Origin of the sequence: Polaribacter staleyi, from assembly GCF_038024045.1 — a bacterium.
GTDB classification, from domain to species: Bacteria; Bacteroidota; Bacteroidia; order Flavobacteriales; family Flavobacteriaceae; genus Polaribacter; species Polaribacter butkevichii.
Map to the genome: position 1 here is coordinate 474,385 of NZ_CP150665.1, position 20,275 is coordinate 494,659.

Sequence of the window (20,275 nt, forward strand, 5' to 3'; positions counted from 1 at the left end):
TTTTTTAGAGTTATATATTAACAGATTGCTTCGTTCCTCGCAATGACAAATGGACTGTCATTACGAGGACGATGGGACGAAGTAATCTTTTTATTCTGTGTTACAAATTAACAGATTGCTTCGTTCCTCTCAATGACAAATGGACTGTCATTACGAGGACGATAGGACGAAGTAATCTTTTTATTCTGTGTTACAAATTAACAGATTGCTTCGTTACCTCGCAATGACAAACCTACCGTCATTACGAGGACGATAGGACGAAGTAATCTTTTTTTTTGAGTTACATATTAACAGATTGCTTCGTTCCTCGCAATGACAAGTAGACTTATTGGAAATCAAGAAATAACTTCTAATAAAACTACTCTTTCAAGCATTTTTCAATCATAGTGCTATTAACAGTAACTCTAGGAACCTTAAAATCGAAATATTTGTGCAACGGAATTTCAAAGCCTTTGTGATTTAAGTAATTGTTTAAAGCGGTATTTAATCCTTGGCTATATAAGTGATGGGCTGCTCCTGTTGGATCTTCGTGATACAAATCGTTCTCGGCAAATCCTTTAAATTCTGGACCAATAATATTAATCTCAAACTCGTCTGGGTTTTTACCAACTGGACTATGGCTTGTACACGAAAATTGATGCCAAAAAGCAGACTGAATACAATTGTTGTAAAATAACTGACGTACAACTTCTAAAGAATCGATGGTTTCTTGTGCCGTTTCTGTAGGAAAACCAAACATTAAATAGGCATGCACCATAATGTTTTCGTCAGCAAAAGCTTTGGTAACTCGGGCAACCTGACCAATATCTACGCCTTTTTTCATTTTTTCTAACAATCTGTCAGACGCTACTTCTAAACCGCCAGTAACGGCAATACAACCCGATTTAGATAATAATGCACACAATTCTGCATTAAAGGTTTTTTCGAAACGAATATTAGTCCACCAAGTAATGTACACTTTGCGTTCTAGCAACTTGTTTGCCAAGGCTCTTAACATTTTTGGTGGCGCTGCTTCGTCTACAAAATGAAAACCTGTAATTCCGGTTTCTGATATTATTTTCTCAATCTTATTTACCAAATCATCGGCAGTGGTGTTTTCGTAATTGCTAATATAATCTAGCGTAACATCACAAAAAGAGCATTGTTTCCAATAACAACCGTGAGAAATGGTGAGTTTATTCCACTTTCCGTCAGACCACATTCTGTGCATCGGATTCATTACATCTAAAAAAGATAAATATTTTTCCGTTGGCAAACCTATATAACTTGGTGCTGGTAAGTTTTTATGATGAAAAATAGTGTTGGGTGATTTATCTGCATACACAACCTCGTTATTTCTACAGATGTAGGTTCTTTCTAGTTGCTCCTCGCCTATTTTTCCGTCTAAAAATTCGGTAATTCTTAACAACGGACCTTCGCCATCATCTAAGGTGATGAAATCTACAAAATCGAAAATTCTAGGATCCGACAAGCGTCTTAATTCGGTGTTGCAATAACCGCCACCCATTCCGATTTTAACGGTTGGATAGTTTTTTTTGATAAACTGAGCGCATCGCAACGCAGAAAATAAGTTACCAGGAAAAGGAACTGTAAAACAGATTAAATCGTAATTGTCTTCTTGTAATTTTTCGTCTAACAAATACAGCATTTCATCTTCTATCAGCGTCGTTTCAAACTGTAAACATTCGTCTAACTCATCGAAACTAGAGGCTGCTCTACCAATTTGTTCTGCATAGCGCGTAAATGAGAAAAACTCGTCTACATTTTGGTTGATAAAATCGCCCAATTCTTCTACAAACAAGGTGGCAATATGTTTGGCTTTGTCTAAGATTCCTAATTTGCCAAACTCGGTACTTAAATCTTTGTCTAATTTTATGCGTCGGTGTCCGTGTGGCAAATAATCTTTATGTACAATTTGATACGCTGCCGTAACTTCTTGCACACGCAAATAATTCATTACAGAGTCTACTTTATTGATGTACTCTTCCTTTTGATTCCAAACCAAAGGCAATTCTTTACCACCCAGCATTTCTGCTTGTTTAAAAATGGCATCTATAAATTCTTTGGTAAACACTGCGGTAAACAACTCGATACTTAAATCCATCTGTGTTGTTTGTACCTCTTTAGCATCTAAAAATCCTTTAATGTAAGCGGTTGCAGGATACGCAGTATTTAACTGTGTAAATGGTGGTGTTATTAAAAGTGTGTTTATAGACATAAATAAAATAAAGTGCAAAGATACTACCTCATTTAGGAAAAGGACAGAAAACTTTTGTTGGTTTTTGTTGATGGGGATTTGGAAGGTGCTTTTTGGTTGATAAGTACTGTTTATGATTGCTAGGGTCTCTGTTGATTTTTTAACATCTTTTAATTAAATTTACGAAACATTTAAGTATTTAATAAACATGTTAACATTCTATATAGTGTAAAAAAGATAGTACAACATTGAACTTATAATAATAAACATTACATTTATCTTTGAAAAAAAATTGCGACAAAGAATGAGTAAAAAAATAAATAAAGTCATTGAACTTTCAGCTATAGAATTAAATGAATGTATAACTAATTTAATATCTAGACTTGGTTATTCCGAGATTAAAGCAATTGATAATAATCATATTTATTCGACACTAAACGGTCCATTAACAAAAGATGAACATATTTTTATTTTATTTGATGAAAAACTATCAGGAAATATAGATGAACAAAAAATTTCTACAGAAATAGCTAAGATTCAAAATATATACAAAGCAAATAGTTATTATTTAGTATCAAAAAATAATATATCTAACGGTTTCAAAACCAAAATTAATGGAATTATTAAGAATATAACATTAAGTTTTATTGATAGAGATAAACTTATAGATTTAATTGATGAAAATTATGAGGATTTTTGGAAACATAATGATTTAAGCTTAATCGAATACGAAAAATTATTCTGTTCAACTACTATACAAGACTCCGAAATTAAAAAATTAAAAATTTTTAATGATAAATATAAAAAATTGCTTGATATTTTTATCGAACCAAGAATTTATTATACCTATGAGGATAAGGCTACAAATACACCTGTAAGAAAAAAAATTGATATTAATTATTTAATAAATGATACAAATAATAATAATATTATTTCAGGTGATGCAGGAACAGGTAAAACTACTCTAATAAAAAAAATTGGCGAAAACTTAATCCAAAATAACACTAATAAAGAAAATAGAAATTTACCTGTTTTTCTAAGCACAACTGAAGTTTTTGAAAACGATTACAATATCGTTAATCTTTTAGAAAAAAAAGTTTCTAATTATTTCGAAATTAGTGAAGATTTTTATGAAAATTACAAAATCACATTACTTGTTGATAGCATTGATGAGCTGGAAAGAAATATTCAAAAAAAGATAATTAAAGATCTAACCATTTTATCTTCTGAAAAGAAAATAAAATTCATTCTTGCTACTAGAAATTCAGAAAAAATATCTTCATTAATAGAAAGAAATTGTATTAAAATTTTTCAAGTAGAAAAATTCAATAATGATCAAATTAAAAAATTCGTATCAAAATTCTTTACATCTGATTCTAATAAAGCAGAAGACCTCGTTGACGCATTAAAAGAAAATAGAATTATCGAAAGAATGCCAATTACGCCACTTACATTATCTTTAATATCGATTTTGTATGAAGAAAATAATTTAGAGATACCTGCTACCATAGCAGATATTTACGACAATTTTAATTCACTTATTATAGGTAGAGCAACTGTCACAAGCGGGATTGAGTTTATAGATATTTCTTTTAAAGAAAGAATACTTTCATTATACGCTTTACATTTACTTGAAGTAGAAAACAACAAACCATTAACTAGAGATCAGTTTATTCAATTCTTTATAAAATATTTTGAAGGAAAAACCCTACCTATAAAGAAAGGCTCACTTGAAGAAGTTCTACAATATTTAATTGAACATACAGGTATTTTGGTTGTAAAGGAAAATAAATGGATAAATTTCAGTCATGACTCATATTTAGAATATTATGCTGCTTTAGAAATTTTCAAACATCAAAGAGAAAAAGAAAATTTACTTGCTGAAAATTTTCTAAAGCATAATTGGCAAAACGCCGCCATTTTTTATGCAGGTAAATCAAAAGATTTACCTAATTTTCTTGAAAAAGTTTTAAAGACATTAAACTCAGCTACAGTTTTACAGGATTCGTTTATGGGAATCTTAGGTGCAGGATATTTATTACAGGCGCTTTATCAAACGGACAATATATTACGTAAAAAAGTTGTTTTAAAAGCCTTAGATTTGAGTATTAATACATATGAAACAACAACTAAACTTGCTTCTGACAATTCTTCCCTTTTTAAAAATTATAATATACCAATATTACAATTAATGAATTTATTTTACTTTTTTGAGAATTTTAATTCTTTGACTGTAAAAGACCCTTTGATTTTAGCCTTTAAAGAAATCATAAATAATTATAATACTAGTAAAAAGAATGTAGATGCTTTTAAAGCCATTAAACTAGCGTTGACGTTAGATTCAAAAAGGATAAACTACTCAGAAGCTCTCACGGAAGTAATAGATAATAAGAATATACTTAAACAACCATCTTTATATGTTTTAATAGATTTTAGTTTAAATATTTTAGGCAAAGAAAAATATAAATCAATTAAACAGGAATTAAAAAAAGAATATTTACATAAAATTAGTGAACCTGTTCAAACTTTAATTAAGCTTCCTGCTGGAAAACTTAGGTTTAGTAATCTAGACTCTATCGAAGCAGATAGAAATGTAAAATTAATTGTTGAAGGAAAAACTGATGCTGAAATTATAGAACATGCATATTATTGCTTAACAAACGGTAATCTACCTTATTGGGGAATTTCAAGTGCTGGTAATCTTTCTGGAGGAGCTAGAGAGGTTTCAAAATCATTATACTCTATAAAACCTATTTTAGATAAGAATAATTTTGTCATAGGAGTTTTTGACCATGATGCAGCGGGATTGCAAGAGTTTAGAGGATTAAAAGAAAATATATTTCCAACTCTAATAAAAGATACAGTAAAAAAACATATTTCCCATAATATATATGGATTATGTCTTCCTATTCCTGGTGAGTTAGATTATTATTTAATTAAAGAGCAGGAATACAATACTTTTGAAATAGAACATTATTTTGATATTGAATTTCTAAAAGAACAGGGTGTTGTAGAACCAACTCCTTTTAGTAATAATATTTATAAAATAAAAGATAAAAAGAAAAATAGCTTTTCAAAATATATTAGAACACTTAAAGACCCAAAGATTTTTAAAAATTTTATAGAACTATTTAATCAGATAGATAAAATAACAAACAAAGACATTGATTACGAAAGTTAAAATATATATACAGTTACCTCTAAAAAAAATGTTCTTTCAATAATTTACAGATATGTTAATAATACTACTAATGTTGATTTTGTTTAAATAAATTTAGTTTTTCAAATATGAAAAATCTATTAAGAGTAATATTTCCTTGTACAAAAGAATCATAATTTGAAATTATTGTTGCTTAAAACGAGTTTTATACTTGTTCCTAACTCTAATTTCGTCGGTTAGGTATATAAAATACTCTATAGAAGAAAATATATAAACGTTATCTCAAGTTTAAAAACAAAAAAGACAACACCTTGCCATTAACCATAAAAGAACCCAGAATAAAATGTTACAAATGCATGCGATCTTCAAGCACGTGTATTTGCAAATACATTAGTTCTTTGCAAACGAAGACGCGTTTTATTATTTTAATGCATCCAAAGGAGTACCGAAAAGAAAAAAAAGGAACGGGCTACATGACGAATCTTCAACTTGAAAATTCAGAAATCATTGTTGGTGTCGATTTTACCAATAATGAGCGTATCAATGAATTATTAACTCAAGAAAATAGTACGTCTTTCTTATTGTATCCTGGCAAGGACAGTTTTAATTTATCGACAAGAAAAAATACTGAAATACAAACGGTTATTGGGAACAATGCAAACATTTTTATTCTTGATGGCACATGGCCTTGTGCCCGAAAAATGTTGAAACTAAGCAAAAACTTGCAAGCTTTAAAAAGAGTGAGTTTTGATAATAAGATCATATCAAAATTTATTATTAAGCAGCAGCCAGATCCTCTTTGTTTAAGTACTATTGAGTCGGTTTATACAGTTTTAAATTTATTAAATAAAGCCGACTTAGAACAATGCGATACCAAAGACTTTTTAATTCCGTTTGAAAAAATGATTGCCTATCAACTAGAATATACGCTAGACACGAATCCTAAAAACGATGGAGCTAAGATAAATACCCCTATTATTCCCAAAAACCAGTATAAAAAAACGACCGAAAGACGCATTATTTTTGAACAAGAATAAACATTTTACGGCATTTATACCTTTTTATAGATTGCGCCATTTTTTCTTTGTTAAAACTTACTTAAGACTGTGAATTCTTATCTTTTTTTAACAGAAAAACCTTAAATTCGTTTATGCTTACGGGCAACTAGCTAGCACCACAGTTTTATAGTACCTCACGGATTTTATCACTTTAATAAGACAAATTAAAATGGCATCAAAAAAAAGTATCCTATTTATAATTGCAATAGCCATTATTACTATGCAATCTTGTAAAAAACAGACTTCCTCCTATAAAAATTACGACGATTTTAAAACCATAAACGCAGACTTTACATTAAATAGTAAAGCTATTGTAAATGGCGAATTGTTAGCCGCTTACAAGTGCGAAGAAAAAGTAAAAGATGTAGAAAATTCCATCCCTTTATCTTGGGCCAATGTACCAGAAGGCACCAAATCTTTAGCGGTTGTAATGTATCATTATCCTAAAAAAAATAATAAAGAAGAAGTAAACTCGTATTTACTTTTATGGAACATTGATCCGTCTGTAACTTCGATTCCTTACAAAATGGCCAACAACCCAAATTGGGCAATGGGTGCAAATAAAGACGGAACCGCAATTTCTTACACCTCGCCTTGTTCTCGTGGTCCAGGAAAACATACGTATACCATTGCGTTGTTTGCTTTAAAAGAACCCTTAAAATCGCTTCCTAAAAAGAGTTCTGTACTTGTAAATTACACTACATTTATGGAAGCCATTTCTAAAGTTGAAGTGTTAGACAGAACAAGCTTAACATTTACAGATTTAAACGAATAATTTAAAGATTACAGAACACGTTCTGAACCAGAAGAAATTAGAGTAGCTTAAAAAAGCTGTCTTAATTATATATATTTAAAAATCACTTAAAAAACTATTTATGAAAATTAAATTGATTACACTTTTTATCACCACAGTATTCGCTTTTAGTTTACAAACATCTGCACAAGAAAGTACCGATGTTTTATTAAAAAATGCACAAGAAATCGCTAAAAAAGAAGGAAAAGCTATCTTTATAAAATTTGAAGCCTCTTGGTGTGGTTGGTGTCGTAAAATGACCAAAGACATGAAAGCGGCCAATACTAAAAAGTTTTTTGAAGACAATTATGTAATGGTTCCCGTTGTTGTAAAAGAAACTAAAGGAAAAGAACATTTAGAAAACCCGGGTTCTACAGCCTTATTAAAACAATATAAAGGAGATACAGCAGGTTTGCCTTTTTGGGTGATTTTAGATGCCGATTTAAAGGTAATTACCAATTCTTATGATGCTAATGGTCAGAATTTAGGCGGTCCTGGAACCCCAAAAGAAGTAAAAGTGTTTATTAATAAGATAAAAAAATCTGCCAAAAAAGTTACGGCTAACGATGTAGAAAATATTACAAATCAATTTGTGATGAAAAAATAAAGGAGCAACTCCCCTATTTTACAACCTTAGGATTTCATAAAACAAGCATCCAGCATTTTATACAATGCTGGATGTTTTCTTTTCATCAACTTTGGTCTTTCAAAAAAATATTCTCCTGCCACAGCTAAAAATTCAATTTCAGAAGTACCACCATAATTTCTAATATCTGATTTATCATTATTTATCGCTTCCATTTCTTTATGTACCAATTGTAAAAACGGAATGGTATATTGTTTGTCTAACAAAACAGCAGGAATGCCATCTATAACTCCATCTGCTTTGTCTAAAAGATGAATAAACTCGTGAATAGCAGTGTTTCCTTTGTCCGTTTTATTACTAAAACCAAGATGCAAGGCTTTTCTAGATAAAATCATTTGATTTTCGAACCTTCCTGTACCTACCAAACCACCTATATTTCTATCGGCAGTTTTATCACTAAATTGTAAATCTTCATCAAAATAATCAGGATAAATTAAAACAGTAGTTAAGTTGGTGTACTGCCAATTTTTAAATCGAAATACAGGTATTATGGCACTTGCAGCAATTAACAAACAATCTAATTCTTCTAGCTTAAAATGAACAGCTTCTATGTTTGTTACTTCTAAAAAACGGAACATTTTAACACCAAAATCTTGTTGCTCATTGGTGGTTAAATTTTTATAGAACAACACATTTTCTAAAAGTATTGCATGCCAATGTGTAGGAATTGTAACGTTTTCTAGTGATGTTGTTTTTCTTTTTTTCTTAGACCTAAAACTTAAGTATAAAATAAAGAGTAATAAAATAATGGTGATTATATATAGCATTGTCTTTTTTAAAAACGGAAAATTACAACAACTTCTCCACTTCTACTTTCATTAATTTTGTATTTCTAAAAGCAAAAACCTTTACTGCATTTCTAAACTAATGAATTCTATAGTTTTAGGTTTTTATACATCAAAATTAAAAATGATATTTTAGATATTATATTTAGCTATTTACAGTAAAAACATGAACAAAAACGGCTAATAATTACATAACTTTTTAATATTTTTACAATTGATTTAAAATTTTAATAATTTATAAATTTACCTGAATTCACATTCTTTTAAAGTAAATTCGGGTTTTTAGAAAACTCAAAACGTTTGTATTTCCGTAAAATAGTAAGAATGAAATTTATAAATATTAAAAAGCTACTCCTTTTTTTCATCCCATTAGCTGTAATTACGTATTTAGTTATTGATAATTATTACACGATTATTACTAAAAATCAATTGGAAATTATAAAAAATGGAGCTGCTAATGATTTAAATTCTAAAGGAATTCTAATTAATGATATGTATAGGTATCTTGCAAAAGACATTGATATTATTGATTGGGAATATCAAAAGGATTTTGCAAAAGATATTGAGCCAAATAAAGAGAAACTGAAAGATTTTTTTCTTCATGTATCTAATTTACAAACCACATACGATCAAGTGCGCTTTATAGATACTTTGGGACATGAAATTATTAGAGTTGATTTTGATAGTATTAATGCGGCAAAGGTTACAGAATTTGATAAGCTTCAGGACAAAAGCAATCGTTATTATTTTAAAAATGCTAAAAAATTAGAAAAAGAAGATATTTATTTTTCCAATATTGATTTGAATATGGAATATGGGAAAATTGAAATTCCCTATAATCCAGTGCTTAGGGTTGCAAAAAAAGTATACACTTCTAATGATAAGTGGAACGGTGTTCTTGTTATCAATTATTTTATGGACAATCTTTTTTATAAATTATCTACGCAGAACAAACTAGAATATGCTAATTTTGAACTAAGAAATGCAGAAGGTTTTAGCTTAATTTCAGATGATGTACATAACAACTTTAAGCATATTACGTCTGCTTCTGATAGTTTGGCTTTATACAATACTCACAAAGAACTTTGGAGCAAGATTGAGCAATCCCCTGCTGGAGATTACGTGTCTGATGATGTTATTTACCTGTATAAAAAATTAAAGATAGATAGTAAGAGTATTAAAAACCCTTATTATAAAGACAAAACCACTTTTCTTCTGATTGATAAAATAGATCTAAAAAAAGTAAATGAATCTCAGTTTATTTATGTTTTATACAAATGGGGTTCTTTTATAATTATTGCTTTTTTAATTCTATTGGTTTTATTAGGTGTTCAATATTTCAATCATAAATTACATCTCCAAAATAAAACATTGCGCGGTAATAATGAAGAATTAGAAAGTCTTAAAAATAAACTACAAGAAACCTTAACCATTAAACTAGATGAATTAAAATTAACGGAAAGAAAGTTTTATTCAATTTTTAATAATGCAGGTATTGGAATTACGTTGATAGATTTAAAGGGAAAACCAGAATTTACAAACAAAAAATTGATGGATGTTTTAGGATATTCAGAAAAAGACCTTTCTACCATGACTTTTTCTGATTTTACGCATCCAGATGATTTAGAAAATGATATGGCGCTGTTTAAGAAACTAATTCATAGAGAAATTGATTCTTACAATATAGAAAAAAGATATATCCGCAAGGATAAAACCGTTATTTGGGGAGATTTAAATGTTTCTTTATTATTGAATAAAGAAAATGAAATTATCAATGTAATTGGTGCTGTTAGTGATATTACAGAACGTAAAGACTCACAAAGAGAAACTAGAAATCTTAAAAAAGTAATTAAAAGCCTCGATTATATTGCAAAAGTTTTAAAAATTGATTCTGTAGAAAATATTTCTGAAATTAATGAATCTATCAATTTAGTAAAATACATAGAAAAACAATCGGAAGATATTTTAAAAGCCAACAAAGCCAGAGAAGAACTTTTAACCAATTTAGAGTACAAAAATAGTGAGTTAAACAACTATGCACATATTGTTTCTCACGATTTAAAAGCGCCTTTACGAAGCATTTATACCTTATTAAATTGGGTTGAAGAAGAACCAGAGAATTCTTTAACTGATGAAAGTAAAATGTATTGCCAATTAATTCTAGAAAATCTAGAAAAAATGGAATCTTTAATTACCGGAATTTTAAGTTACTCAAGTATAGACGATGATAAAATGGCTGAATACGACATTAACACCTACGATTTAGTCAACGAAATTGTAAAATTAATTCTAGTACCTAAATCTATCGAAATTAAAATAGATGCCAACCTTCCTATTATCAAAGGAAATAAACATCGAATTCTTCAAGTGTTTCAAAACCTAATTCAGAATGCCATTAAAAGCATTATCAATGAAACAGGACAAATAGAAATCGGAGTAAAAGAAACCTTAGAATTTTGGGAATTTTATGTAAAAGATAACGGAAAAGGAATTGAAGAAAAGTACTTTAAAAAAATATTTGAGCTTTTTCAAAGTATTGATGACAGTGAAACAAAATCTGGAATTGGACTTTCTATTGTTAAGAAAGTAATTCATTTTTATAAAGGAAAAGTTTGGGTAGAAAGTGAGATTGCTAAAGGAACTACTTTTTATTTTACACTGCCTAAAGCCGAAACAAAAACATTAAATAAATAGAAAAAAAGACCTACAAAACCGATATTATAATTGCTGTAAAACAGAACACCCTAGATTATCACAACGTATTGTAATAAACTAGGGTGTTGTTCTTTAACTAAGGTTACTTAAACTATAAGTTCTTACAATAACTTAGCCATACTTTCTTTAATGATTTCTGTATTTCTAATTTTATTTGGAGTGTTTTTAGCTTCTTGATCTTGTATCATTTTTCTCATTAAATTAATGACTACTTTATCAAAATTAAACGATTTGTATTGGTTTCCTTTTACCACCATATCGTCTACAATATTCTGTATTGCTTCAGAATTATTATTCTCTGAGATTCTTGTAAAAGCTTTTTGATACAAACTTTTGGTAGCATCATCACCCGTTAAAAACATACCAGACAACACGTTTTTTGCAATAAAAGGCAATTCTTTTTCGTCGTTTTCTTCTATGTAAATTCGTGTTAAAGGCGTTGCTAAAATTTTTCTAATTTCGTCTGGTAACTCTCTAGATTTGGTTATTGCCAAAGGTTTATCTACATAATACATAGCTACTAAAGCTTTACCAATTACAGAGTATGATTTGCTTTCTAATCCTTTTACAAAAATAGATTTTAACGCTGGGTCCGTTAATTTACCTAACGTTTCTATAGCCGTTGCTTGTACCAATGTTTTCTTATCATTATTAGCAATCTGCATTATTTTGGCAATGGCATCTTTTTTAGAAAACTTATTAATTAAATCTATTTTTTCTAAAGCTAATATTCTAATTTTATAAGAAGCATCACTCATTGCTGCTTCTACAGCGTTAAAGGCATCTTTTTCTTCTTGTTTTTTGGCTACTTCTAACAATGCTTCTCTTCTATGTGCATAGTTTTCTGCATGTTTTAACTGAAAAATATAATCACTCAATATTTTAGTTTCGGTAATTTCACATAATAAAACGCCGTCTGCATTCACCTGAATTAACGTTGGCTGTTTGGTGTACGGAAAGGTAAAAGAAGCATCGTTATTATCTACAAAAACGTTGTGTCTTGTTTTTTTACCACCTTCAAAAATATCAATGGCAAAAGGAAACTTAAACTCATTTGCATTTAGTTGTTGTAAGTTTATTGTTACCGTTTTCTGAATGGTGTTATAATCATAAGAAACTTCTATTCTTGGATGTCCTGCTCCAAAATACCATTGGTTAAAAAACCAATTTAAATCTTTACCCGTAATTTTTTCAAATACTAAACGTAATTGATGTACCTCTGCAGCTTGGTATTTATTTTCTGTTAAATAGGTTTTTAAGCCTAAGAAAAAAGCATCGTCACCTAGGTACTTTCGCAACATGTGTAAAATAGCTCCACCTTTGTTATAGCTAACTAAATCGAACATATCTTCTTTATCGACATAATTGTAACGTACCAAATGTTTGTCGTTATTTTGCCCATCCAAATATGCCTGACTATCTTCAAATAAATGCATATCTGCATCTAATTTACCGTATTTATATTCTCTCCATAAATACTCGCTATAATTGGCAAAAGATTCGTTTAGCGTTAAATTAGACCAACTTTCAGACGTTACTAAATCGCCAAACCAATGATGAAAAAGTTCGTGTGCAATGGTGTTTTCTTGTGCATTTTCATCAATTAATTGTCCTGGTGTTTGGTACGCTTGTTCGCCATGAATTACTGCAGTTGTGTTTTCCATTGCCCCAGAAACGTAATCTCTACCCACAATCTGGCTATACTTGTTCCAAGGATATTCAACCCCTAATTTCTCAGAAAAGAACCCCATCATTTCTGGTGTTAAACCAAAAATATCTTTAGCATATGGTGCGTATTCCTTTTCTACATAATAGTTTACAGGAATATTTTTGTAAGAATCTTTTATAACTTCGTATGCTCCTACCCCCATAAAGAATAAATAGGGCGCATGTTTTTGATCCATTTTCCAATAATCGGTTCTATTGGTTCCGTTTTTAGTCTGACTTACTAATTTTCCGTTAGAAAGTGTTACAAACTTATCTGGAACGGTCATATAAATTTCTTGCGTCGTTTTCTGATTCGGACTGTCTATTGTTGGAAACCAACAGCTACTTGCTTCCGTTTCTCCTTGTGTCCAGATTTGAGTAGGTTTATTTTTGTCTAAACCATCAGCATTTATAAAATACAAGCCTTTTGCATCGGTAATAGCAGCACTTCCTTTTTGTTGCACTTTTTCCGGACGAGCAGTATATTTTATATAAATGGTGTATTCTTCGTCTTTTTTATAGGTTTTTGGTAAATCGATTATCATTTGCAAATCATCGTAATGATACTCTAATTTCTGATTATTTAAAGAAACCTGATGTATTAGCATTGCTTTGGCATCTAACGTAAGTTTGCTAGTTGCATAAAAATGAGGTTTTAAGGTAACCCAAGCTTCTCCGTTTAATTGTTTTTCCTTAAAATTAAAATCGACTTTTAATTTTGTGTGAACCAGATCGTTAATTTTTTCTCTTTCGGGTTTGTAGGTATCATAAGTTTGAGAAAAACTAACCAAACTCATCAAAAGGAAAACAAAAAACAGCACTTTTTTAATCATCATATATTGCATTTTCATAAGTTCCAAAAATAAGAAATATTAACAATGTAGCTGTTAATGAGCAGTTAAAAATAGTTGACAGTTACAATAGCCGTTTTTAGTAAAAAAGAATATCTGCTTATTATAAATATACAACATAGAAAATATGCAATTTTATCATTTAGAACATAGAGAGAAAGCACATAAACTTACCTATACGTTGGTTTTCTTTATTCGGAGATTTCTCCTTTTATTGAAATAACAATTGGCAAGTAGTATTCATTTTTTTAAAAGCTTTTTAATGATTTAAAAACGAAACACTCTATTAAGATTGCAAAAAAAAAGCTGTAACCTCATAAGAGATTACAGCTTAAAATTAACTATTAAAAAAATTATTTTCCTTTAAAAATAGCGCTGAATTTTTCTAAATCTAAATTGTCTTTATCAAATTTAATATTATTCATCATTGCTATAATCTTAGTAGGATTCATGTGGTCGCCTAATAAACGAGCAACACCTACTCCAACTTCGTCTCCATAACCAAAAGCAATCACTTCGTCTATAGAATCTGTATTTCCGGTATAATACAAGTTTACATGCATTCCTTTTGTTTTCATAGACATTAAAGATTTATACTCTTTGTTGTCTTTAAAAATACTTTTTAATGTTGTTTTTTCAATTTCATACGTTGGTTCATTTCCTTTAATTGGCAATGCAACCACGTTTATTTTTCGAATACTTTTTAGCGTTTCTTTTACCTCTTCAGAAACAGCCTCTGACTTTAATTGTAAAAAACTAGTAGGAATATCAACAGTAATAAAACCAGTTTTTTCTTGACTTTCTACTAAGTATCCTTGTAATGATTTTTCGTTTTTACACGATGTTATCATTAAAACAAGCAATAAAAGAGAAAGTATTTTGGTGATGTTTTTCATAATAGTATAGTTTGGGGTGATAAAAATTAAATTGTCGTCTCCTTGAGCGCAGTCATAAGTTCTCGACTGCGCTCGAACAGACATCTCTTTACTTGTTGCTTCCTTTAGAAAAAGTATCGGCCAATTCAGACATTTTGTTAATATCGATGTTACCCGTTAAAGAAACCACAACAGCTTCTGCATTTCCTTTTGTTTTTTTATCAATCCCCTTAATAAACATTAAAACTTCACTTACAAAGTCTTTATTTTTGGTTGATTTTACATAAATTTTTACACGAGAACTATCATCTTTAATTCTCATTAATTGTGTTAAATTTTGTTTTTTAATGGCTGTATTTGCCATTACTTCCATTTTGTTTGCGATACCAATATCTTTGGTAGAAAACATTTTAAATTCTTTTAAATCTTGAATCATCTGAAAGACCTTCATACCTTCATTATCATCTACTTGTACATTTTTAAATTTAGAGATTAACTCAAAAGCATCTTTGGTAACAACTACCATATCTATGCCGTCCATATCTTCTAAAGAATCAAAAAAAGATTGTGCGCTGGTTACCATTGGTGCAACTACTAACGCTATTAATATTGCTATTTTTTTCATAATTTCTGTGTTTACTTAATTTTACTATTATCTACTTGGTTTATTTTAAGATCTTGTTTACGGTGTTCTCATAAGTATATAAGGTTGTAACGGCTTTTTCTCCTTTTTTAAGGTTTGCAGATAAAAGTCTTAACCCTTTACTTATTTGATCGAATTGTTTTTTTGCTTGGTATCTATCGTATTCATTTTTACCAATAAATACACTAAATAATAAGACTACTGATGCTGCTACAGATAACCATTTTAAGTTTCTCTTTTTAGATTTCTTAGGTTCTAACTGAATGGTTTTTGTAAAAGTTTCATCTTTGCTAATAGCAAAATAATTAAACATGTACTCATATTCTTGCAAGTGTGGTGCAACATTACCTCCTTTAAAATAGTTTCTTAAGGTTGTTTCTTCTTGCAAAGACGTTTCCGCGTTTTCGTATTTTTCTACTAATTTTTCTATGTTAGCTAACTCCATAGTTATGTTTTTTAATTAATTGTTCTCTTATTGTTTTTCTTGCTCTAGATAAGGCCACTCTTACTGCTGTAGGTTTCATATCTACCATTTTGCAGATTTCATCAAAATCATATTGTTCAATATCTCTTAACTGAATAATAATTTTTTGTTGCTCTGGCAAGTTTTCTATCAATTGGTGCACTTGGTTTACACTGTCTCGATGTTCTACTTGTTTATCTAAAGACGTATCTTTTTCTTTATAATTACTGTGTATTAATGTTAAATTACTTGCCTGCTTCGATTTTAAACGATCATAACAATAATTTTTAGTCATGGTCATTGCAAATGCTTCAACATTTTTATAATCAGCAATCTTCTCTTTACTTTTCCACAATTTAAATAACAATTCTTGCGTAGCATCTTCAGCTTCTTCTGTGGAAACTAAAAGTCTTTTTGCTAAACGAAAGACCTTGTCTTTAAACGGTAAAACAACTTTTAAAAAGTCTGACTGTTTCATTTGGTTTGGTTGATTTTGGTTGTAAACAGATCTATAATATCGGGTTTACATAATTAAGACGATGCAACATATATTTTGTTACAACATATTTTAATAATAATACTATTTCTGTTTATCTTGCGTTCTCTTTTATAAATAAGAAATATATGAAGTTAACATTTCTCCCTAGAATACTAATTATTTTTATAATTTCTACACTCTTTTATAATTGTAATAAGACCGAAAATAATTTTCCTGAAGATATAGAAGTGCAACACTTTGTATGGAGAGGTTTAAACGCTTATTACTTATGGCAAAGTTCTATACCCGATTTATCTGATTTAAGTTTTAGTAATCAAAATCAATTAAATGCATACTTAGAGGGATTTTCATCACCAGAAATTTTATTTGATAATTTATTATACACAGAAGAGAATGGTTATCCTGCAAATGAAAAGGGATATGACCGTTTTTCTTGGATTGTAGATGATTATATCGCTTTAGAAAATGCTTTTCAAGGAATTACGTTGAGTAACGGAATGGAATTTGAATTATTTTTTGAAAATGGAAGCACCACCAATGCTTATGGTGTGGTAAGATATGTAATACCTGGTTCTGATGCTGCAACACAAGGCGTTTTAAGAGGGATGGTTTTTAAAGCTGTAGATGGTACTCAAATAACCAATACCAACTATAGAGATTTATTATTTGGTGCAAATACAGATTACACCATTAATTTAGCCGATTTTAACGGTGGAAATCCTACATCAAACGGAATTTCTATTAATTTAAGTAAATCTCAATTACAAGAAAACCCTGTAGCAATTACAAAAACGTTTGATGAAGGTGGAAAAAAAATTGGCTATTTATTATATAATCAATTTGCAAGTTCTTTTGATGGACAATTAAATGCTGCTTTTGCCACTTTTAAAGCAGAAGCAATTAATGAATTAATTATAGATTTACGTTACAATGGTGGTGGTTCTGTACAAACAGCTACTTATTTAGGTAGTATGATTACTACTCAACCTAATACTGATATTTATTCTCAACAAATATGGAATGAAAAAGTAATGGAAAACAATAACCCTAGTAACTTTTTAAATTATTTTACAGATAGAATAAGAAATACCGATGAAAATGGTAATATTATTTTAGACGAACCTATTAATAGTTTGGGGCTTTCTACCGTTTATGTTATTGTTACAGAAGATACTGCTTCGGCATCTGAATTGGTTATAAATGCTTTAAGTGCTTATATTGATGTAAAATTAGTAGGTACAGAAACAGTTGGAAAACAAGTAGGTTCTATTACATTATATGATTCTGATGACTATAAAAGAAATGGCGCTAATTTAAACACCAATCATACCTACGCAATGCAACCTATTGTATTAGAAATAAAAAATGCTGATGGAGAAAATAATCCAGCTGGATATACCGCTGAAGTTCAATTAGCAGAAGATTTTGGTCAAATTTCGGGTAATGTTAATTTAGGTGTTTTAGGAGATAAAACAGAGCCTTTATTAGCCAGAACAATTCAGTATATAACCACAGGATCTAGATCTACAGGAAAAACAACAACTACTTTCAATAAAAATAAAATTACAAATTCTAAATTACAAAGACCTTTTGCAAACGAAATGTATGTAGATTTAAAGTAATTAAAATGATACTTATAAAAAAATCCAGTTTTAAACTGGATTTTTTTATGCTATTAAATTTATTTTTATAGTTGTTATTTTTTATAATCTAACGCGTCTGTTAGCGCGAGCGTCTCGCTCGTGTTCATACCCTAATCAAATCTAAATCTATCTTTAAAATTGTTGAATAGTTATTACCGTAATTTCTTACGCTATTTCATTTCCAGTCTAATACGTCTATCAATTTATTATAATAAAACCGATAAAATAAGCGACAGATTTTTCTCCAAATTTATATTTTCTGCTCATTTGTATTTTTGTTTATGCTATTTTTTAATGTGAATATTTCACGAGCGGAACGCTCGTGCCCACACACTAATCTAATTCAAATCTATCTCTAAGATTGTTGAATCGTCATTCCCATAATTTCTAGCACTACTATATTTCCAATCTATAGGATCAGTTACAAATCCGGTTTCTACAGGATTATGATGTATGTATTTTAGTTTTTGTTCAAATACTTTTAGTGACCAAATCTCAATAGGATGATTATGTTGTTGCCAAAACTGTTTATGGGTAATATTACTATTCTTTTTTCCTGCTCGATCAAACATCCAAAGCATCCATTTTTTTCTACTTTCTTGTGGATTCTCTTCAATTGCTTTCAACATTTTTTTTGAAGTAAACCCTTTAAAATCTCGAATTAATCCCGAAGGATTATTTAATGCAGAACGAAAAATTAAATGAATATGACTTGGCATAATACAATAACCATAGATTTCCATTCCTTTATGCTTTCTACAATAATCTAAAGACTCTATAATACACCAAAAATAAGCGTCTCTTGTAAATACATCTATCCAGTTTATGGTAGCAAAACTAATAAAATAAGCTCCAGATTTTTCTCCAAATTTATATTTCCTGCTCATTTGTATGTTGTTTACTTTATTTTTTAATGTTGTACAAGCGGGACGCTCGCACTAGCCATAGCTTAATTTCGTTTATGCTTATTTCTCTGCTAAAGCAAGCATCTCGCTCGTGTTCTTGCCGCAATCTAATTCAAATATGCCCTAGGTTTTTCTCCATATTTATATTTTTTGCTTATTTGTATGTTGTTGCATCTATTTTTTATGTTGATGTTGCACGAGCGAGACGCTCGCGCTAGCCATAGCTTAATTTCGTTTATGTTTATTTCTCTGCTAAAGCAAGCGTCTCGCTCGTGTGAGACGCTCTCGCCAGCAAAGATTAAAGTTTATTTTTCAGCTAGCGCGAGCGTCTCGCTCGTGCTCATATAGTAACCTAATTCAAATCGAGCTCTTTCATCAATTTTTATCAACTTCTACATCTATTTCTTGATCTGTTAAAACATCTGGTCTAAACTCACTCATTAATTCTTCTTGTTTAGATTTTGCATATTTATAACCAGATTTCCACCACTTTCGCATTAAATTTTCATCAAAAACTAAAGAATTAGTCGTTAAAACAGTGGGTGTATAATATAGGTTTAGTTTAATATCTTTATTGGTTGCCGCCAATTTACCAATAGTAATATTGTGTCTTTCTACATGGGTTAACATAAAATCGAACACATCAAACAATAAAGAAAAAGGATTGGTTGCTGGTAATCTATTAAACTGCGTTACTTCTGTTTCTAAAATAATAGCATCAATTTCTGTGGCTCCTCTTAAAATTGCTTCTCTAATTGGCACTAAAGATCCAAAACCACCATCTGCATATTGACAATTGTTTTTTTCTAACAAACTCATAAATGGTACATAGTTACAAGAACCCCAAATCCAATCGCAAAAATCATCGTACGTACATTCGTTTATAGATTTATACTCAATTTGATTTGCCGTTAAATTAGAAACCGTAACTACAACATCTTTGTTGTTTGCTCTAATTTCTTCATACATTTCTTTGGTAACCTTTCTTTTAATTAATGAGCGTAGATTTTTACTTTCCCCAAATGTTTTTCTTCCATTTAAAAAATTCCAAAAAGTATTTAAATGTCGAATGCTAATTACTTTTTCTCCGGCTACTTTTTTAATTTTAAAAGGATTATTACTAAAAATAGTTTTCTGATTTACATTAGTGTATAATTCTTTTAAATCGTCTAACCTACCTAAAGCCAAGTGAGACACCATTAAACTACCTGTAGAAGTACCTATAAACAAATCATAATCTTTATTTTCTTTTTTCATTAAGTATTGCGCAACTCCACCTGCAAATGCTCCTTTACTCCCTCCTCCAGAAATTACCAACGCTTTTTTCATTATCTA

Annotated in this window: 15 protein-coding genes; 6 read left to right on the plus strand and 9 right to left on the minus strand. The window is 29.7% G+C overall.

Annotated elements, in window-relative coordinates:
• Positions 1-358: 358 nt before the first annotated feature.
• Positions 359-2,218, minus strand: coding sequence for a radical SAM protein (locus WHD07_RS01800; protein WP_343329808.1), 1,860 nt, complete (start codon positions 2,216-2,218; stop codon positions 359-361).
• Positions 2,219-2,501: 283 nt separating this feature from the next.
• On the opposite strand from WHD07_RS01800, the gene WHD07_RS01805 reads away from it, so the two are divergent.
• The 4 genes from WHD07_RS01805 to WHD07_RS01820 all read left to right on the plus strand — a co-directional run bounded on the left by WHD07_RS01805 (position 2,502) and on the right by WHD07_RS01820 (position 7,815).
• Positions 2,502-5,378 (plus strand): NACHT domain-containing protein, encoded by a 2,877-nt coding sequence (locus WHD07_RS01805; protein ID WP_343329809.1) that lies wholly within the window; start codon positions 2,502-2,504, stop codon positions 5,376-5,378.
• Positions 5,379-5,668: 290 nt separating this feature from the next.
• Positions 5,669-6,394 carry a tRNA-uridine aminocarboxypropyltransferase gene (locus WHD07_RS01810; protein WP_343329810.1) on the plus strand — a complete coding sequence of 242 codons (726 nt, stop codon included), beginning with the start codon at positions 5,669-5,671 and terminating at the stop codon, positions 6,392-6,394.
• 190 nt (positions 6,395-6,584) lie between these two features.
• Positions 6,585-7,190: a YbhB/YbcL family Raf kinase inhibitor-like protein gene (locus WHD07_RS01815; protein ID WP_343329811.1), complete on the plus strand. Its 606-nt coding sequence runs from the start codon at positions 6,585-6,587 to the stop codon at positions 7,188-7,190.
• Positions 7,191-7,290: 100 nt separating this feature from the next.
• A complete protein-coding gene (locus tag WHD07_RS01820; RefSeq protein ID WP_343329812.1) occupies positions 7,291-7,815 on the plus strand; it encodes a thioredoxin family protein in 525 nt (174 codons plus the stop codon).
• Positions 7,816-7,841: 26 nt separating this feature from the next.
• Here the strand turns inward: WHD07_RS01820 and WHD07_RS01825 are convergent, their stop codons facing one another.
• Positions 7,842-8,621 carry a M90 family metallopeptidase gene (locus tag WHD07_RS01825; protein ID WP_343329813.1) on the minus strand — a complete coding sequence of 260 codons (780 nt, stop codon included), beginning with the start codon at positions 8,619-8,621 and terminating at the stop codon, positions 7,842-7,844.
• Between the two features lie 342 nt (positions 8,622-8,963).
• Here WHD07_RS01825 and WHD07_RS01830 point away from each other — a divergent pair, with 342 nt between their 5' ends.
• Positions 8,964-11,333, plus strand: a complete 2,370-nt coding sequence (locus WHD07_RS01830) for a sensor histidine kinase (RefSeq protein ID WP_343329814.1) — start codon at positions 8,964-8,966, stop codon at positions 11,331-11,333.
• A gap of 122 nt (positions 11,334-11,455) precedes the next feature.
• Here the strand turns inward: WHD07_RS01830 and WHD07_RS01835 are convergent, their stop codons facing one another.
• The 5 genes from WHD07_RS01835 to WHD07_RS01855 all read right to left on the minus strand — a co-directional run bounded on the left by WHD07_RS01835 (position 11,456) and on the right by WHD07_RS01855 (position 16,371).
• On the minus strand, positions 11,456-13,897 hold the full coding sequence (locus tag WHD07_RS01835) for a M1 family aminopeptidase (RefSeq protein WP_343329815.1): 2,442 nt from the start codon (positions 13,895-13,897) through the stop codon (positions 11,456-11,458).
• 368 nt (positions 13,898-14,265) lie between these two features.
• On the minus strand, positions 14,266-14,808 hold the full coding sequence (locus WHD07_RS01840) for a DUF4252 domain-containing protein (RefSeq protein ID WP_343329816.1): 543 nt from the start codon (positions 14,806-14,808) through the stop codon (positions 14,266-14,268).
• Between the two features lie 88 nt (positions 14,809-14,896).
• Entirely contained in the window at positions 14,897-15,412 is a 516-nt protein-coding gene (locus WHD07_RS01845) for a DUF4252 domain-containing protein (protein WP_343329817.1), read from the minus strand.
• Between the two features lie 40 nt (positions 15,413-15,452).
• Positions 15,453-15,875 carry a hypothetical protein gene (locus tag WHD07_RS01850; protein WP_343329818.1) on the minus strand — a complete coding sequence of 141 codons (423 nt, stop codon included), beginning with the start codon at positions 15,873-15,875 and terminating at the stop codon, positions 15,453-15,455.
• Positions 15,862-16,371, minus strand: coding sequence for an RNA polymerase sigma factor (locus WHD07_RS01855; protein ID WP_105048626.1), 510 nt, complete (start codon positions 16,369-16,371; stop codon positions 15,862-15,864). The genes WHD07_RS01850 and WHD07_RS01855 overlap by 14 nt, the downstream gene beginning before the upstream one ends.
• A gap of 146 nt (positions 16,372-16,517) precedes the next feature.
• Here WHD07_RS01855 and WHD07_RS01860 point away from each other — a divergent pair, with 146 nt between their 5' ends.
• Positions 16,518-18,014, plus strand: coding sequence for a S41 family peptidase (locus WHD07_RS01860; protein WP_343329819.1), 1,497 nt, complete (start codon positions 16,518-16,520; stop codon positions 18,012-18,014).
• A gap of 359 nt (positions 18,015-18,373) precedes the next feature.
• Here the strand turns inward: WHD07_RS01860 and WHD07_RS01865 are convergent, their stop codons facing one another.
• On the minus strand, positions 18,374-18,922 hold the full coding sequence (locus WHD07_RS01865; protein WP_343329820.1) for an REP-associated tyrosine transposase: 549 nt from the start codon (positions 18,920-18,922) through the stop codon (positions 18,374-18,376).
• Positions 18,923-19,315: 393 nt separating this feature from the next.
• Entirely contained in the window at positions 19,316-20,269 is a 954-nt protein-coding gene (locus tag WHD07_RS01870) for a patatin-like phospholipase family protein (RefSeq protein ID WP_343329821.1), read from the minus strand.
• Between the last annotated feature and the right edge of the window lie 6 nt (positions 20,270-20,275).

Bases quoted from the DNA above. Each gene is read 5' to 3' on its own strand.
- WHD07_RS01835 (WP_343329815.1), bottom strand. From the start codon at position 13,897: ATGATGATTAAAAAAGTGCTGTTTTTTGTTTTCCTTTTGATGAGTTTG.
- WHD07_RS01825 (WP_343329813.1), bottom strand. From the start codon at position 8,621: ATGCTATATATAATCACCATTATTTTATTACTCTTTATTTTATACTTA.
- WHD07_RS01830 (WP_343329814.1), top strand. From the start codon at position 8,964: ATGAAATTTATAAATATTAAAAAGCTACTCCTTTTTTTCATCCCATTA.
- WHD07_RS01870 (WP_343329821.1), bottom strand. From the start codon at position 20,269: ATGAAAAAAGCGTTGGTAATTTCTGGAGGAGGGAGTAAAGGAGCATTT.
- WHD07_RS01840 (WP_343329816.1), bottom strand. From the start codon at position 14,808: ATGAAAAACATCACCAAAATACTTTCTCTTTTATTGCTTGTTTTAATG.
- WHD07_RS01845 (WP_343329817.1), bottom strand. From the start codon at position 15,412: ATGAAAAAAATAGCAATATTAATAGCGTTAGTAGTTGCACCAATGGTA.
- WHD07_RS01865 (WP_343329820.1), bottom strand. From the start codon at position 18,922: ATGAGCAGGAAATATAAATTTGGAGAAAAATCTGGAGCTTATTTTATT.
- WHD07_RS01815 (WP_343329811.1), top strand. From the start codon at position 6,585: ATGGCATCAAAAAAAAGTATCCTATTTATAATTGCAATAGCCATTATT.
- WHD07_RS01800 (WP_343329808.1), bottom strand. From the start codon at position 2,218: ATGTCTATAAACACACTTTTAATAACACCACCATTTACACAGTTAAAT.
- WHD07_RS01860 (WP_343329819.1), top strand. From the start codon at position 16,518: ATGAAGTTAACATTTCTCCCTAGAATACTAATTATTTTTATAATTTCT.
- WHD07_RS01805 (WP_343329809.1), top strand. From the start codon at position 2,502: ATGAGTAAAAAAATAAATAAAGTCATTGAACTTTCAGCTATAGAATTA.
- WHD07_RS01855 (WP_105048626.1), bottom strand. From the start codon at position 16,371: ATGAAACAGTCAGACTTTTTAAAAGTTGTTTTACCGTTTAAAGACAAG.
- WHD07_RS01850 (WP_343329818.1), bottom strand. From the start codon at position 15,875: ATGGAGTTAGCTAACATAGAAAAATTAGTAGAAAAATACGAAAACGCG.
- WHD07_RS01820 (WP_343329812.1), top strand. From the start codon at position 7,291: ATGAAAATTAAATTGATTACACTTTTTATCACCACAGTATTCGCTTTT.